Annotated in this window: 16 protein-coding genes, 1 tRNA gene and 1 pseudogene; 5 read left to right on the top strand and 13 right to left on the bottom strand. The window is 54.9% G+C overall.

Annotated elements, in window-relative coordinates; translation table 11 throughout:
• The first annotated feature begins 121 nt into the window (after positions 1-121).
• Positions 122-2,359, top strand: a complete 2,238-nt coding sequence (locus FBZ97_RS20965; protein ID WP_145321839.1) for a hypothetical protein — start codon at positions 122-124, stop codon at positions 2,357-2,359.
• An 89-nt stretch (positions 2,360-2,448) separates the two neighbouring features.
• Here FBZ97_RS20965 and FBZ97_RS20960 read toward each other — a convergent pair whose 3' ends face one another.
• Entirely contained in the window at positions 2,449-3,699 is a 1,251-nt protein-coding gene (locus FBZ97_RS20960) for an acyltransferase (RefSeq protein WP_145321837.1), read from the bottom strand.
• 112 nt (positions 3,700-3,811) lie between these two features.
• Here FBZ97_RS20960 and FBZ97_RS20955 point away from each other — a divergent pair.
• Positions 3,812-4,021 (top strand): annotated as a pseudogene (locus FBZ97_RS20955) (IS701 family transposase); the annotation flags it as partial.
• A gap of 150 nt (positions 4,022-4,171) precedes the next feature.
• Here the strand turns inward: FBZ97_RS20955 and FBZ97_RS20950 are convergent.
• The 12 genes from FBZ97_RS20950 to FBZ97_RS20895 all read right to left on the bottom strand — a co-directional run bounded on the left by FBZ97_RS20950 (position 4,172) and on the right by FBZ97_RS20895 (position 14,540).
• Positions 4,172-4,918: an ABC transporter ATP-binding protein gene (locus FBZ97_RS20950; RefSeq protein WP_145322093.1), complete on the bottom strand. Its 747-nt coding sequence runs from the start codon at positions 4,916-4,918 to the stop codon at positions 4,172-4,174.
• Positions 4,919-4,943: 25 nt separating this feature from the next.
• Positions 4,944-5,750: an ABC transporter permease gene (locus FBZ97_RS20945; RefSeq protein WP_145321835.1), complete on the bottom strand. Its 807-nt coding sequence runs from the start codon at positions 5,748-5,750 to the stop codon at positions 4,944-4,946.
• A gap of 246 nt (positions 5,751-5,996) precedes the next feature.
• Positions 5,997-7,214 carry a glycosyltransferase family 4 protein gene (locus tag FBZ97_RS20940; RefSeq protein WP_145321833.1) on the bottom strand — a complete coding sequence of 406 codons (1,218 nt, stop codon included), beginning with the start codon at positions 7,212-7,214 and terminating at the stop codon, positions 5,997-5,999.
• Positions 7,215-7,247: 33 nt separating this feature from the next.
• A complete protein-coding gene (locus FBZ97_RS20935) occupies positions 7,248-8,246 on the bottom strand; it encodes a glycosyltransferase family A protein (RefSeq protein ID WP_186449525.1) in 999 nt (332 codons plus the stop codon).
• Positions 8,247-8,345: 99 nt separating this feature from the next.
• Entirely contained in the window at positions 8,346-8,894 is a 549-nt protein-coding gene (gene rfbC / locus FBZ97_RS20930; protein WP_145321829.1) for a dTDP-4-dehydrorhamnose 3,5-epimerase, read from the bottom strand.
• 66 nt (positions 8,895-8,960) lie between these two features.
• Entirely contained in the window at positions 8,961-9,848 is an 888-nt protein-coding gene (rfbA, locus tag FBZ97_RS20925; protein WP_145321827.1) for a glucose-1-phosphate thymidylyltransferase RfbA, read from the bottom strand.
• A gap of 65 nt (positions 9,849-9,913) precedes the next feature.
• Complete coding sequence (gene rfbD / locus FBZ97_RS20920) at positions 9,914-10,843, bottom strand: dTDP-4-dehydrorhamnose reductase (protein WP_145321826.1); 930 nt, start codon at positions 10,841-10,843, stop codon at positions 9,914-9,916.
• Positions 10,840-11,907, bottom strand: coding sequence for a dTDP-glucose 4,6-dehydratase (gene rfbB / locus FBZ97_RS20915; RefSeq protein ID WP_145321824.1), 1,068 nt, complete (start codon positions 11,905-11,907; stop codon positions 10,840-10,842). Before rfbB ends, rfbD begins: the two co-directional genes overlap by 4 nt.
• A 17-nt stretch (positions 11,908-11,924) precedes the next feature.
• Entirely contained in the window at positions 11,925-12,845 is a 921-nt protein-coding gene (locus FBZ97_RS20910) for a glycosyltransferase family 2 protein (protein ID WP_197044216.1), read from the bottom strand.
• A gap of 192 nt (positions 12,846-13,037) precedes the next feature.
• Positions 13,038-13,111: transfer RNA gene (locus FBZ97_RS20905), tRNA-Gln, on the bottom strand.
• Positions 13,112-13,351: 240 nt separating this feature from the next.
• A complete protein-coding gene (locus FBZ97_RS20900) occupies positions 13,352-13,987 on the bottom strand; it encodes an NrsF family protein (RefSeq protein ID WP_145321822.1) in 636 nt (211 codons plus the stop codon).
• Positions 13,974-14,540, bottom strand: a complete 567-nt coding sequence (locus FBZ97_RS20895; protein ID WP_145321820.1) for a sigma-70 family RNA polymerase sigma factor — start codon at positions 14,538-14,540, stop codon at positions 13,974-13,976. Before FBZ97_RS20895 ends, FBZ97_RS20900 begins: the two co-directional genes overlap by 14 nt.
• Positions 14,541-14,827: 287 nt before the next feature.
• Between FBZ97_RS20895 and FBZ97_RS20890 the strand changes: the two genes are divergently transcribed.
• From FBZ97_RS20890 to FBZ97_RS20880, 3 genes are all read left to right on the top strand, one after another.
• On the top strand, positions 14,828-15,094 hold the full coding sequence (locus tag FBZ97_RS20890) for a DUF2282 domain-containing protein (protein ID WP_113331357.1): 267 nt from the start codon (positions 14,828-14,830) through the stop codon (positions 15,092-15,094).
• A gap of 47 nt (positions 15,095-15,141) precedes the next feature.
• Entirely contained in the window at positions 15,142-15,426 is a 285-nt protein-coding gene (locus FBZ97_RS20885) for a DUF2282 domain-containing protein (RefSeq protein ID WP_145321818.1), read from the top strand.
• A 121-nt stretch (positions 15,427-15,547) separates the two neighbouring features.
• On the top strand, positions 15,548-16,402 hold the full coding sequence (locus FBZ97_RS20880) for a DUF692 domain-containing protein (protein ID WP_145321816.1): 855 nt from the start codon (positions 15,548-15,550) through the stop codon (positions 16,400-16,402).
• Positions 16,403-16,407: the final 5 nt, after the last annotated feature.

Here is a 16,407-nt window from a genome sequence, read left to right as displayed (position 1 = left end):
ACGGATCGCACAACCAGTGGCTATTCTCAGCCGTTGGATGCGGATGTTCTGAGCTTGAGAGCGATTTTATAAATGTAGTTGAATGATCGGGTAATTTCCGACCACACAGACGGAGATAGGTATGTGGGCTTCTAAAACGGACTATGCCAAACTTTACTCGCCTGAGTACTTTGGAAAGTCCTCCGGGAGCGCCAGCTACAATGGCAGCGATTTTGAACGCGTTTTTTTCAATCTCTGCAAGGCCAATAATATTGACTCGTTGGTCGATGTTGGCTCTGGAAGCGGAAGGCTTAAGCAGTCGGCCGTATCAGCGGGGATGACGGTCTTCTCATGCGATTTTGACCCCGTAGATGAAGATGCTTTTCATTTTGATCTCTCGCTTGAAGATGCAGAAGCCGCAGCCACACTATATAATCAAATAGGCGATCGGGTTGGTTCAGCAGAGTATATTACTACATGTCTCGACGTTTTAGAGCATATTGACATCGAGGATGTCAGTAACGCTCTCTGGAACCTGCACACGATAATAGGAAACCTGGCTGTCGTATCCGTGTCCACACGACCAAGCAGCCGCGGAAATAAGTATCACTCGACAGTTTTGCCTCTATCAACGTGGAAATATTTATTCGAGCTTTCGGGGTTTGAGATTGTCGATCCGCATTTTTGTTCCGAAGGTCGCAGAATTCTGCCGCTCACTAGCAATGATCCGCTAGTGGGACTTGTCTCGCATTGGGCCCAAGCTGATATTTTCAAGGATCGGCTTGATGGAGAGCCGACCTATCTTCTATTGCGGAAAGCAAAGCGACCAACCGACAAAGAAAGCCGCCTGATAAAAATAGACGCAGTGCTCGATATTGCCTATAGAAAGGAAAAACGACTTGCTTTTCATGAGCGACGTTTACAAGCTATTGCTTTAAATATCGGTCATTTTCAGGACTTTCTGACTCTTCGTCCTCTGCTAGACATTATTCCAAGGGGGCAGTGCTCCGCGCTAATTCGGCGCGACGTGCTTAACTCCGACGAAATGTCAATGATCGTGGGGTACTTCGAGCGTAATGGGATTTCGGTAATAATATATCGAACAGTTGCCGAGATCGATTGGCGAGGACTGTCCGTCCGCACCCTTGTTTCCGGCTCCGAATCAACGGCGGCAGTCAGTCATGCATTAAACGCGCAGGTTGTCGAGGCTGCAAAGTTGTGGGGCATCAAAACGGTGTTGCTACAGCATGGGATATGGATTGAACCCATGCAAGATCGCGAAATCAATTTTGCCTCCGACACTATTTTAGCATGGGGCGAGGAACATGAGCGGTTTTTTAGGAGCGGCAAGCATTCTGCAGCCGGGATTTCCAGATCTTATAGCGCGCTGAACAATGGCCGCTTTAAAGCGGCAGGCTCGCCGAAATTTCATGACTCGTTGCTGCAAACGAACTCGGATGTCCTCCGATGGCGGTTGGGTATCGATATATCGAACTACAGCGAACACGTGCTTTTAGGAACGAACTTGAAATGGGCGCAACATCAGGATGAGAGGTCGCATATTTTAGCGGGCATACGCCGGATGATTCAAAGCAATCCGGAAAAGTTATTCATCGTAAAACCCCATCCGTCTGAACGGCATTCTGAATATGCTGAATTGAGAGCAGATAACACACTTGTACTGGACGACATCCTACTGGGCTGTCTCGATTTATCGGTGTCGAGGCTGTTGGGCGGAATCGCAACAGTTGTGTCTTCTCTTTCGACCTTGTTGCTTGACGGTGCTGTGTTGGGTCGCCGTTGCATTCAGTACGATACCGGAAACAGGCTTCACTATGAATTATGCAAGCCGATTTCCGTTAACGATCTGCGTCTTGCGATAAAGAATCCTCTCGCAGCTTCGTTGAGCAGCAAAGATTTTGCATCATACTATAATGATGCGGGCAACGATCATTTTTATGAGGTATTTGCTGACGTTGTTGGTGATAAATCCGTGCAGAGTAATTCTGTAGCGCGTTACAGCGATCTCAAATCGGTTGAGGATGCTTGGATATCGCTTCGCAATTCCGAGGATAGAGGAAAATCGCTAGAACAACAGGCTGATGCGCTGAAACAGGAAAATGGCGATCTGTCGGCGCAGGTCGAAAATTTAAAGCGAGAAAGAGACGGTTTGTCAATGCGGGTCGAAGCTCTCGACGTTGAGCGTCACGAACTTATCGTTCGATCCGAGGAAGAAGGCGCTCGGCTCTATGAGGAGATTGACACACTCCGTTCTGCTTTACATGAGATGCATAATTCAACGAGTTGGAGAATTACTGCACCCTACCGCTGGATCGGTCGCCGTCTGTTGACAGTATTTACCTCCAGCGGCCGTAATTGAGGCGACGACAGGCGCAAGGAGTACTTGGCAAGCTCCAGAGAAAAGAGCACGCCAAAGGACGCCCTGTTGTTTGAATTTCGGCTCTCACCTTATCGAGCGAGCGGGGTTGGTGGTGGTACCTTATGATCGCCTTTCGCGATGCCGTCGTTCGGTGTGCTTCGGCGCGATATCATAGCGGCCAACTGTATGGCTGGTCTGTCCACCAGCCATTCCATCGCCAGGGCGAAAATTAGCGCTGTGGGTACGTACGCGAGAAACGCGAGTGAGGCGGCTAGGCCATAGTTTGCGCCTCCCGAATGCGCCATCCGAAACGCTAAACACGCCACCGAGAATAGAGCCAAAGAGTGCGCAAGATATAGCGGAAAGGACAAACGCCCCAGAAAAAGGAAAAACGGGGTGGACAGCACATCGTGTGCTCTTCGCCAGCCGGATAGAACGAAAATCAGCGCGATCGCAGCAACTTCATGCCAAAGCGAAACATCTCCCTGGTTGTTGAATCCGGGTAAAGGCCAGTTTATCGTCGGGACGATCTCCATTGCGGAGACCATGGCATCCCAAAAAGCTCCGCGTGCTTGAGAAAACGGCACCGTGCCTGCGATGCAAATCAACACCAGCAATGGGCTTCGCCATTTTAGCCGTTCAGAAAGCCGCTCGATCTGCCCTAAATATAGGGCTGCACCGAAAAACATTATAGAAATATATGAGCGGCCAGCTATCAGGCCGAGAGCCAGCATTAGCATAGCGGCCCCAGTTCTATTTAGACGTGATGCGCCCGCGCTAAACGCTGATATTAAAACGATCGATCCCAAAAACTCGATGGGCATTGTCCACAGCACTGCGTCATAGCTATTTTGCAGTGTGACGCTTCCCAAAAGGCTGTTGAAAGCCTGGAGCAGGGCGTCAGCAAAAGCCGGATCTGCTTGCCTAAACTGCGCCCCGAGCCAACCGGAGCGCGTTATCCCGGCAATCTCCTGATTAAAGACAAGTCCACTTTTGAGAAGGGACCAACCAAATATGCTCGCCGCCAGCACCGGCAGACCAAGCCGAATGGTCCGCTTGAAGACGAGCTGAGGGAAAGATAGCGGACTTTGATAAAAGGAACGGGCAAGCACATACCCTGAAAGCGCGAGGAATATGCATACAGAAAAATTCGCCCCGGCTCCGGCAAAAAGAAACGGAAAGGCCGATAGGGTTACGTCCCAACTTCCGTGGGAGTTTTCGATTTTCCCGGTGTAGATGGCGAAGTCGAAGGCTACCACAAAATGAGATATGGCCACATTTACTGAGGCCAAACCGCGTAGCCCGTCGAAAAAGCCGAAGCGGCGGGTAGCGTTTTTCATCAATATTAATCCTGATTATATTTGCATTTTAGTTGGTAAGCCCTTTCGCGGATGAAATGCGAGGCACCCTTCTGATGAAAAACCAAGCTTTGTGATGGCGATTGCCGTTATCGTAGAAGGCCATCGTTGGGCGATCGAAGACAGCTTCGAGGCCGCCAAGAACGAGCTCGGTCTCGACCACAATGAGACCCGATTATGGCATGGCTGGCATCGCTACGTCTCTCTCGTCATGCTCGCATTCGCTATGTTGGCGGTGATTCCGTACCGCGCCAACGGCGCGACGCCCCCAAAAGGATCGAGGATGCCGATCATCAAGATCTGATCCGCTGGTCCGTCCAAGAGATCCGGCGCATCGCCACCAGGCTTGCCAAGCGTCGCAGCCAGCCCACATCATCGCATGGTCATACTGGAGGCGCGCCCATCAGGCTGCCGCTCGACGAGCTCACCTGAAAACTAAAATGCAACTGTAATGCTAGTGCGACCCAAAATAAGCGTTGGCAACAACCTCCGGCTTGTCGTCCATGCGAATAGATCCGTGATCGAGCCAGATAATACGATTGCAGTTTTCCAGAAGAAGCTCTTTTGAATGGCTTGCGATGATCAGTATCTTCGTTTGATTGACGAGCTCATGCAGACGCCTGTTGGCCTTTTCCTTAAAGCCCTCATCTCCGGTCGCCAGCCATTCATCCATGATCAGGATTTCCGGTTGAATTACCGTTGAGATCGAGAAGGCGAGCCGCAACTGCATACCGGTAGAATAGGTCCGGACCGGCATGTCCAGAAAGTTTCCGAGTTCGGAAAACTCCTCGATCTCCTCCTGACGGGCACGCAGCTGTCCTTTGGACAATCCAAGAAGTGCGCCACGAATTTTGATATTCTGCCGGCCAGTGGCTTCAGGATCAATTCCCAATGAAATATTGATCAGAGAGGTGCATTTCCCGACAATGGACGTCCTCCCTGCGGATGGACGATAGACGCCACTCATGACACGCAAGAGCGTCGTCTTGCCGGAGCCATTGTGACCGACAAGCCCCAACCGATCACCGTCATTCAAACTGATGTTGACGTTGTCAAGACCGCGGATGATCACATAACCGTCGGAATTCGACTCGATTCGCCCGCCCGTCGCAATGTTAAGAACGCGGTTCTTCAGCGACCTGCTGCGAGCATTAAAAACGGGAAAGTCGACAAAAACGTTCTCTAGATTAATACTTGCCATTTCAGTTACTTTCGACATCCTTCACCTAGAGCCAGTACGCAATCCGGCCGCGATAGCGATTGAATAGCGCTATTGTCGCCGCCCAACCGACAACGGCGAGCAACAGCGAAACGAGCCAATTAATACTTGATGGCATCGAACCCAGCAGTGGATTTCGAATGAGAGCTATGAAATGGGAGAAAGGGTTGAAATTGAGCAGTATAAAACCCGCACGGCTACCGATATGATCCGGCATCCACATGATCGGCGTTATATACATACCCACTTGCATGATATTCTGAACGATCTGAGAAAGATCTCGATACCGGGTGCAGAGGATGCCAACGAAAGTAACAATCCAAAGTATATTCACTGAGACGAGGATGAATCCTGGAATAAAGAGTAGGCTTTGCCAAGTTGGATATTTGAGAAAAATTGCCAAAACAATCGGAAATATGACGAAATTGTGCGCCACGATGATCGTGTTACGCCACCATGTTCTCATGACATAGGTGAAGAATGGAATCGGCAGCTGAAGAATGGTTTCTGCATTAGAGATGAATGTCGTACACCCTTCATTGATAGTTTGAGAGAAATACGTCCAGAATATCAAGCCGATGCAAATAAAAGGAAGAAAATCCGACATTGGCGACTTGAAGATCGCGCCGAACACGAGACCCAAAGCCGCGATAAGCACACCCATGTTGACTGTTAGCCAGAAAGCTCCGAGACGCGATCGCCTATAACGTTGCGCGACGTCCTGCCAGCCGAGCATTCCAGCCAGATGAAAATTGCGCAAAGCATTGGCGACGTCCTCCAACGCCGTCGAATCATTCGTGGTGGGATTGCTCATCAGAATAGTGCGACTCCATTTCCATATCGTGTCGGCTTTGATCATCGAATCTGGCCCATAAAGTGGTCAGTTGCGAGGTGAGCTCGTTTACCGGTTCAATCCAGGTAACGCTTCAAAGCTGGTCTCGAGTGATAAATCAAGTCCGCCGCAAACGTCATTTCGATGTTGCGGCAAAATTCCCTCTTATTGGCACACCACCGATCCAGAAAAACCGCTGACGATCGCCGCCAGAAGCGCTCTTTCGGATCAACCCTTGCTGCGCAAGAAACCCGCCACCTTGTCCGCTTCCGCTTCCCAGCTTACGGACCGACTGAACCGCAAAGCAGCGTCCACCCGTTCTTTCGCCTGTTCGGGATTGAGAAGGACGTCGATAAGAGCCGCTGCGATCCCCTCAACGGTCATGTCACAATAGATCGCGTGGTCACGTGACAGCAACCAGCTGGAATGCGGTCCGTCGTTCATGACCACCGGGCGAGCACAGGCGGCAACCTCCAGCGGCATAAGCGACAAATTTGTCGCCGACAGGATCAAGCCGACATCACTTTGCGCAATGAGTTCCGGCAGATCCGCGACACTGACGGTACCGCGATTCTGGTGCGGAAAGTCGATATCGTAATTGCTGACATCCCAACCATAAAAGATCACCTCCGCCTCGGGCACCGCTGCGCAAACTCTCTTCAAGGCAAGAAGGCCGAGCTCGAAACAGCGGCGCTGCGTCACCGGACGCGCATAGAAAGAAATCCGCTTCTTGTTGGTGACCGGCTTCGGTCGAGGAACATAATGATCGGTGTCGCAGGCGAAACTATAAGAGAATGTCTCCATGCCGTATTCATCCGCCAATTTTCGCGCGAGCCAGGGACCTGCCGTGACGCCCGTGAGACCGAGTCGATAAGTGTTCTCGGCGAAGTAATATTCGCTACCGGGTGCATTGAAGAAGGGTTCGAAATCCTGGACAAAATATATGCGATGGACGGCATCCTTATATTTCGCAACCCAGTAGGCAGTCTGCCAACCGGTGGCTACGAGGAAATGGCTGGGTTCGATGGACCGCATGCCAAGAGACACCGTGACCTTTACGCCGCCAAACGAGCGTGCGATCGCCGCTTGCGCATCCGCGGCAGACAGCCAACGATGCGGCTCGGCAATAACGATATGCTGATTTGGAAACCCGCGCTGCTGCAGCAGGCCTATCATGCGGAAGATATTGATATGACCACCCGATTGCGCTTCGAAATCTGGGATCACCCAAGTCATTGAATTCCACGGTAGATTTTCAGGTGTCAGCTTCAATCCGAATCCCTGCTCTTCTCCAAGGATGAATTCGTAATAGCCGATAGCATCGCTCCTGAGCGCAGCGGCAGCCGGATTGATACCTAAGAGCCTATTACGCACCTTTCGAATGGCGACGCGATAGCCATCTCGTCTTATGACAGCCGCCAGACGCCTGATATTGTGATAAACCATAAAGGACCTGTGTTATTCCTGAGTGTCTCTTGACTACTGTGCCCGGATTTTTTGATCGCGCGAAAATAGCTGCGCGTGCCGGGCTTCTTCCGAACGCGTTGTTCCGAGATAATGGCCGATCTGACGAGCGCAGTTGTCGAATGGCATCAACAGGGTGGAAATCGGATGTTTCCATATCCAGCCATTAACGGCCGCATTGCGGAAATCGCGAATGGTAGAGAAAATTGCCCGCCTTAGACCTAACTTCTTCGATGCGCAGATGCGATAACCGAAATACCGACGGAAGGCGCTGGCTTCGTCGAAGCTACGCTGCACTCTCTCCCATAAAGTGAATTCATGAGAATGGGCCACCACTGAATTCCAGGCGAAGGCTTTCGTATAACCAGCCTCTACGATTGTCTTCGCCCAAAGCTGGTCTTCGGCAAAATTGACATCGGGATAAGGAAAACGTTCCCACACGGATTTGCGCAAGCAAGATGAATTGTCCGAATAGAAATGATAGATCTGCCGCAGCCCCTCACTGCGGAAATATTCCCTGGCATCGTCCAACTTCACCTTCGGCCAGTTATTAAGACCGCCGAAATGAGCCTCAAGTTCCCATTTGGTAAATGGCGAGGCGCCGGGTGAGGCGACATGGCGGCCAAAAACACCGGCAACCGCATCATCTTCGCGCAACGGCTTTATCAACTCGGCCAGCCAATATTTATCCACCGGCACGGCATCATGAGTGAGAAATGCGCAAAACTTTCCACGAGAATGCTGAACGCCCAAATTTCGCGTTCTCCCGTGTCCGAAACTCTTGGGGTCGATCTCGATCAGCCGAAATCTAGGATCATCGGCAGGTACAATCTGCTTGGAACCATCCTTCGAGCCAGAATCAATGATAATGACCTCGAACGGCGCATCCAGCTCCTGCACTCGAACCATATCGACAACGGCTTTGAATGTCGGCAGCCCATTCTTCACCGGAATGATGATAGAGACCAATGGTTCTTCGGAGGATAGCGGAGCTAGCGACGATGCTTCGTTCATTCGATGTCCCATTTTGCGATCACGCAACAAGTTCGGCATCGTAAAGAGCGAACGACCATTTGCGCCGCGGGTACGACCTGCACTGGCGACTGGTGCCGATCAACTAAATACCTCGGAATCCGCCAGCAACGGTTGCTGCTGATCCTTGGAGGAGAGTGTGAGCGCCTCCGTCACCTTCCAGTCTATAGCGATCTTCGGGTCGTTCCAACGAATACCGCGATCACTCGCGGGCGCATAATAATTTGTGGTCTTGTAGAGAAATTCAACGCGATCGCTCAGCGTCAGGAACCCATGGGCAAAGCCTTCCGGTATCCAGAGCTGGCGCTTGTTGTCTTCCGACAGCAAGACCCCGACCCATTGGCCGAAGGTGGGCGATGACCGCCGGATATCGACGGCAACATCATAGACCTCTCCGATCACGACGCGCACCAGCTTGGCTTGCGCATGCGGCGGCAGCTGATAATGCAGGCCACGCAAGACGCCCTTGCCTGAGCGGCTATGATTGTCCTGCACGAAAGCGGCGCTTCGTCCGATCGCTGCTTCGAACTTCGCCTGATTGAAGCTCTCGAGGAAAAAACCGCGATCGTCGGCAAACACCGCGGGCTCGATGATCTTGACGTCCGGTATGGCGGTATCGATGGCTTTCATAGGTCTTTCCGCTTCGCTCTGATCGCATTCAAAAGGGCCGGCAGCAGGACCAGCCGACGGGCGCAATTAAAATATCCGCTCGTGGAGCATGTTCAGAAGATATTGCCCATAGCCGTTCTTCTTCAGGGGATCGGCAAGCGCCTCGACCTGAGCCGCGTCGATCCAATGGCTGCGATAGGCGATCTCCTCGGGGCAGGCGACCTTCAGCCCCTGCCGGCTTTCGATCGTGGCGATATAATGGCTCGCCTCCAGCATCGATTCATGCGTGCCGGTGTCCAGCCAAGCATAGCCGCGACCCATCGTCTGCACGTCGAGCTGTCCCGTTCTCATATAATGCGCATTGACGTCGGTAATTTCCAATTCGCCACGCGGCGAGGGGCGGATCGATTTGGCCACATCCACGACGTCGGCGTCATAGAAATAGAGCCCGGTAACGGCATAATTGCTCTTGGGCTCTTTCGGCTTTTCCTCAAGGCTGATCGCGCGACCGTCCGCATCGAACTCGACCACGCCGTAGCGATGAGGATCGTGAACGTGATAGGCAAAGACCGTAGCACCCGCTTCCTTGTCGCTCGCCTGGTGCAGAAGCTTGGCGAAGTCGTGCCCGTAGAAGATATTATCGCCGAGCACCAGAGCCGAGGGCGCACCATCCAGAAACGCTTCGCCAATGAGAAAGGCCTGCGCCAGCCCGTCCGGGCTCGGCTGAACCGCGTAGTCCAGCTTGATGCCCCATTGGCTTCCGTCCTTCAGCAGTTGCTCGAAGCGCGGCGTATCCTGTGGCGTGGAGATGATCAGGATCTCGCGAATGCCAGCCAGCATCAATGTTGCCAACGGATAGTAGATCATCGGCTTGTCGTAGATCGGCAGAAGCTGCTTGCTGACGGCAAGCGTCGCGGGATAGAGCCGCGTGCCGGAGCCGCCGGCGAGGATGATACCTTTACGCACTTTATTCATTGTCCAGCGTCTCGTCTTGATTTCATCTCTACAGTCGGTCAGCACATCAATTGCAAACGATAGCTTTAACAGACCTTGCCCACGTCATGTGCCGCGGGCGCAAGCCTGTCAATGACATCGTTCACCCCCTCCTGCCATGTGGGGAGAGGCAAGTCAAAGCAATCCGTCAGCTTGGCGCAGCTCAGCCTGGAGTTCTGCGGCCGCTTTGCCGGCGTCGGATAGTCAGTTGTCGGAATGGGTTTCAGCGCATCCAGCGTGAGCGCGAGATTGAAGCCGCGCGCCGCCGCTTCGCGAACGATATGCGCGGCATAGCCATGCCAGGACGTACTGCCCTGTGCGCTCAGATGATAGGTGCCCGACAGATCCGCTGCACCTGGCGCGCTCGCAAGCCCTATGACCCGGCGTGTGACATCGGCGATCAGCGCCGCTGACGTCGGCGCGCCGATCTGGTCTGCGACCACATTCAACGAGCTGCGTTCGCCGGCAAGGCGCAGGATGGTCTTGAGGAAATTGCTGCCATGATGGCCATAGACCCAGCTCGTCCGCAACACGACATGAGCGCCGCCTGCCGAACGCACCGCCTCCTCGCCTAGCCACTTGCTCTCGCCATAGACCGACTGCGGATTAACCGGATCGCTCTCCACATAGGGATCGGCCTTCGAACCGTCGAAGACGTAGTCGGTCGAATAATGCACGAGCAGGGCGCCATGATCGGCAGCCCAGCGAGCCAACACGCCGGGGGCGGCCGTATTCACCGCCATCGCCTGTTCCTTCTCGCTTTCGGCACGGTCGACCGCCGTATAGGCGGCGGGATTGACGATGATGCCGGGCCTGCGCTCCTCAAGGACGGCAAGAATGCTCGCCTCGTTCGCCAGATCCATTTCGGCACGCGTCACCGCGCTTATCGTTCCGAGCGGCGCCAGAGCGCGCTGCAATTCGAAGCCGACCTGCCCGTTGGCGCCGGTTACTAGGATCGAGCTTACGAGCGAACTCATGGGCGCACCTCATATTGCTTGTCCAGCCATTCGCGATAGGCGCCGCTGGTGACATTCTCCACCCAGTCCTGATGGGCGAGATACCATTCGATCGTCTTGCGAATGCCGGTCTCGAAGGTTTCCTCGGGCTTCCAGCCGAGCTCACGCTCGAGCTTGCGCGCGTCGATCGCATAGCGCCGGTCGTGACCGGGCCGGTCCTTCACGAAGGCGATCTGGTCCTTGTAGTGGCCGCCGCCAGCCTTCGGCCGCAGCTCGTCGAGAATGGCGCAGATCGTGTGCACCACGTCCAGGTTAGGCTTCTCGTTCCAGCCGCCAACATTATAGGTCTCGCCCACGTTGCCAGCCTCGAGCACGCGGCGAATGGCACTGCAATGATCCTTGACGTAGAGCCAGTCGCGAATCTGCTGACCGTCACCATAGATCGGCAGGCTCTTGCCCGAAAGCGCATTCAGGATCACCAGCGGGATCAGCTTCTCAGGGAAATGATAGGGGCCGTAATTGTTGCTGCAATTGGTGGTAAGGACCGGCAGACCGTAGGTGTGATGCCAGGCACGCACCAGATGATCGGACGCCGCCTTGCTGGCGGAATAGGGGCTGTTCGGCTCGTATCGATTGAGCTCGCTGAATGGCGCGTCATCCTTCGAGAGCGTGCCGTAGACCTCGTCGGTCGAGACATGCAGGAAGCGGAACGCCTGCTTCTCGTCACCTGCAAGGCCATCCCAATAGCCGCGAACCGCCTCCAGCAGATTGAAGGTGCCGACCACATTCGTCTGGATGAAATCACCAGGGCCGTGGATGGAGCGGTCTACGTGGCTTTCGGCGGCGAAATTGAGCACCGCGCGCGGCCGATGCGTCGCAAGCAGATCGCTCACCAGATCGCGGTCACCGATATCGCCATGCACGAAGACATGACGATTGTTCCCCCGCAGTCCCTTCAGCGTGTCCAGATTGCCGGCATAGGTCAGCTTATCAAGATTGATCACCGTCTCGTCGAAGTGTTGCAGCCAATCGAGAACAAAATTCCCGCCGATGAAACCTGCGCCCCCAGAAACCAATATCGTCATTTCGCTTCTATTCCCACCTAGACTTGTCTTAGTATGACTGCGGCCACCAGGCCGATATTGCCAAGAAACGTTTGGCGATGAAGGCCAGACTTGTACAACGTCCACAAACGCCTTGGAAAGCCTTCTTCACGGATTCCCCTAAACAGTTCTAACGTCTTGCGATTTTCCTTGGTCAACAGGTGCTCTATTGATTTTAGTGCAGCAAGATTCTGGGTATTCCAATTTCGGAACTGACTCTTTGTTAACATCCGGAGGCGTCGAACACGCGCGCGCCATCCAGAGTTTGAGCCGACCAAATTGCTTCCGTGTTGGCGATAATCGATCGGGGGCACAGGATCGTAATGGATACGCCCCCCTGCTCCAGCGACAACGATATAGGCCCACCAATCATGACTGGCGACCGTAACATCAGACCCTGCCGTCATCAGGATGCGCCGGGCTGCATCATTCATGACAATGGTATTCCCGCCGCCGATGCTCTGCACCAAGGCGTTGGAGAATGATGGCGGCTTGGCAAACAATGGCGATTCACCGACCGATCGGCCACTCTCATCGACGATATGTGTTCGCGAACAATAGAGCGCAGGAACCTCTGAAGGCTGGCCTCGCAACCAAGCAAGCGCTCTTTCAAGCTTGTCCGCATGCCAGATATCATCCTGATCGGCAAAACTGTAAAAATCCGCAGAGATCGCAGGGTTGCAGGCCAGAGCGAGAAAATTACGAATAAAGCCCTTTTTCGGCCCAGTCACGATTCGGATTGGTGCTGCGCACTTCTGTCGAAACTGCTCGACAATGCTCAAGGTGAGATCTACGGAACCATCATCCGAAATCCAGAGTTCCCAGTCCTTATGTGTCTGCGCGAGAATCGATTCCATCTGCTCGGAGATAAATCGCTCTCCCTGGAATGTGCCCATAAGAATGGCAACGTGACTGTTCATACGCCTCACAACGGTCATCAAAAATCAAGCCGCCCTATTATCCGGTGATTTAAATAAACACAACACAGAGTATGGCGACGAGATAAAAGCGCGTTGCGAGGCGAAAACCAAATCTCCCACTCGAATGAAGAATGATTGTGTGCAGCGCGCAGGCTACTAAAAATCCGTAATGCTGATCAGGAAACTTTAGATTGGCTGGGAAACCTGGATTCGAACCAAGATTAACGGAGTCAGAGTCCGCTGTTCTACCATTGAACTATTTCCCAACAGCCGCCGGGCCGAAAAGTGCCCCTGCGGGGAAGCAGGGCCTCTATAATCGAATTTGCCGCGGATGCAAACACTTTAACGCAGGGAAATGCGATTTTTTGAAAGTCGCTTTCGCTTAGACATAATAGGTCAGGAACCCACCCGCTGCCACAAGGTTTTCCGCGCGATACTGCATCATTGACCGAAACACATGCCCCAGAAGCGATTTCGCCGGTTTCGAAATCAGGCGTTCGATCGGGTCACCAGCGCAACAGGCGCTTGCCGAGAAGATATCCAACAGCGGTCACCATCGCGATCGCGATCGGGTACCAGAGCAGGACGAAAAGCGGGCTGTCGTCCGTGCAGTTAGACGCATAGAAGGTCGCGGCGATGCCGCTGGCGGCAAGGCCAGCGACGGCGCCGGCGGCCCCCGGCTTTTCCGGCGCCCCTTGGCGCAGCGCGAAAAGAAAGCAGGCGAGCGGACCGATCGACAGCAGCGGGATGAGCGTCAGGCAGAAGCGGGCATTGTGGCCAATCATCCGCGTGCTCCAACTGTCGGCCGGCATGACGGCCATTTCGACGGCTGCGGCGGCAAGCAGCAAGATCGGCGCCAAGAGCAGCGTCCAGCCCCAGAGGCGCAGCGAAGCGCCCGGCCGCCCGATGCGGAAGACGACGGCGCAGGCTGTTGCGGCAAGCGCGATGGTCACGACGAACTTGAATAGAAAACGGACGGTCTCCATTGCTGTATCGATATCAGCTCGAAAGCCAATCATGGCGAAGAAGATACCGCCGCTGATCAGGATGCCCGCGACGACCGCCAGGGTCAGGACTTTGCCGATCCGCATGCGGACCGGCGCGTCCTGCGCCAGAAGATTGATGAGGTCATCGGTTTTCACTGGTCTCACTCCGATACAAAGCAGCAAGCATCTTCAACGCGCGGTGCAGCGCCACGCGCACCGCCCCTTCCGTCATCTTCAGCCGGTCCGCCGTTTCCCGGACGCTGCTTCCCTCGACGGAAATCGAGCGCACGATGGTCTTCTGCGGGTCTTTCAGCTGTTCCAGCATACGATCGACATCGAATCGGTCCGAGGCATCTGTATGCTCTTCGGCCTCCAGGAAATCGATCACATCGTCGATCGGTACGCTCATATGCCGCCCGCGCCGTCTCAGGCTGTCGATCAGCTTGTTGCGCACGATCGTCGACAGCCAGGGTCCGATCGGGCGGGATGAATCCCACGTGCCGCGCTTCAGATGGATGGCGAGCAGCACTTCCTGTACCACATCCTCGGCCTCGCTTACCGGCGCACCCAGCTGATCGCAGCGCCGGCGCGCCATCGCGCGCAGATGCGGCGCGACCGCGCTGAGGAAACGGTGATAGGCCTGCGCATCGCCGCCGATCGCCGCGCGCATACAGACTGCCCATTCCTCTTCGCGCGCCGAATGATTCATCCGACATCTCCTCTACGCGGGACCGCAGGCTTTCGTTACCGGCAACAGCAACTATTTTTCAAGCCCTTTCGTCTTCGTGGTGGGTTCTCGACGAGATGCATCTGCTACCCAAGCGCGGCCTCACCACCATATCTACTAGGTTATTGCCCGGCGCAGCAGATAGCCGGCACACTATAAGTGGCGCCGTCTTGAAAAAAATTCCGACGCGGCTGTAACATCCGCTCGAGACGCTCCGTAGACCTCGATGCAAGCCAATGACGGCTCGCATCCATCTAGGAGACAGATCCATGAAGAACAGCATCCTCACCCTGGCCATTGCCGGCTCGATCGCATCGGCACTTGCATCCGTCGCCGTTCCGGCTTCGGCGGCCGATTCCAAGGAAAAATGCTATGGTGTCGCCCTCAAGGGTCAGAACGATTGCGCCGCCGGCAAGCACGATTGCGCCGGCAAGTCGACCATGAGCTACGACAAGATGTCCTTCAAGCTCGTTCCCACGGGCACCTGCACCTCGATGAAGACCCCGAAGGGCCACGGCTCATTGACCCCGGCCTGATCCGAAAACCGGATTGATCGTCAATCATCGCTCGTAAGGAGTTTATCATGACCAAGATGTCCGCACTCGCCCTGGCCGCATCGGTCGCAACGGCGGTGACGCTGGTTGCCAGCGCAACGACAGTATCCGCCGCCGATGCGAAGGAAAAATGCTACGGTGTCGCCCTCAAGGGCCAGAACGATTGCGCCGCCGGCCCCGGCACGACTTGCGCCGGCACGTCGAAAGTCGACTATCAGCGCAACTCGTGGAAGTTGGTTCCCGCCGGAACCTGCGAGACGATCAAGACGCCGAACGGCCATGGTACCCTGGCGCAGGGTCCGGCCCCGGTCTGACCCTGATCTGACTGGGCAGCGCAAACGCGTGGGCGACGCAGTCTTTTACAGGCGTCGCCCGCCTTCCGAACATATATCGCTTCGTAACTTTGCTGGAATTGCCCCAACCCAGAGGCCCACAATGAAACCGTCAGAACTCCCCCGTCGCGCCGGCGTCGGCTTCAAGCCGGAGCATTTTGCCGCGATCAATGGCGCCCCGCAACCGATCGGCTTCTTCGAAGTCCATGCGGAAAACTATATGGGCGCTGGTGGTCCGCCACATGCCCAGCTTGGCAGACTGCGCCAGGATTATGCCTTGTCCATCCACGGCGTCGGCCTCTCCATCGGCTCGATGCAGCCTTTGGACAGCGAACATCTTGCCCGCCTGAAGGTCGTCTGCGATCGCTACGAGCCGGAGAGCTTTTCGGAACATCTTGCCTGGTCGACCCACGACACGACCTTTCTCAACGATCTTCTGCCCCTGCCCTATACCGAGGCGACGTTCTCCCAGGTCTGCACCCATATCGATCAGGTGCAGACACTACTCGGCCGCCAGATGCTGCTCGAGAATCCGGCTACCTACCTGCTCTTCGAAGAGAGCACGATCGAGGAAACGGAATTTCTGGCCGAGGTCGCCAAACGCACGGGCTGCGGCCTGCTACTCGATGTCAACAATGTCTTCGTCGCCGCCACCAATCACCAGATGGACGCACGAGCCTATCTCAAGCGCTTTCCGGTGCAATGGGTGCGCGAGATCCATCTGAGCGGCCATTCGGAGACTATCGACGATGCCGGCGCGCCGCTTTTGATCGACAGCCACGATACGCCGGTGAAAGATCCCGTATGGGCGCTCTATGAAGAGCTCATCGGCCGGATTGGTCCAGTAGCCAGCCTGGTCGAATGGGATAACGACGTGCCGGAATGGCCGGTTCTGAGGGCTGAGGCCAAAGCGGCCGATGTCATCCTGAAGCGTGCCGCAGCACGCAGAGCAGCCTGAGGAGG

Origin of the sequence: Rhizobium sp. ERR 942, assembly GCF_007828395.1 — a bacterium.
In the GTDB taxonomy this organism is placed as follows: Bacteria; Pseudomonadota; Alphaproteobacteria; order Rhizobiales; family Rhizobiaceae; genus Rhizobium; species Rhizobium dioscoreae.
The sequence above is the reverse complement of the archived record's forward strand: the minus strand, read 5'-3'. Positions and strand labels throughout refer to the sequence as shown.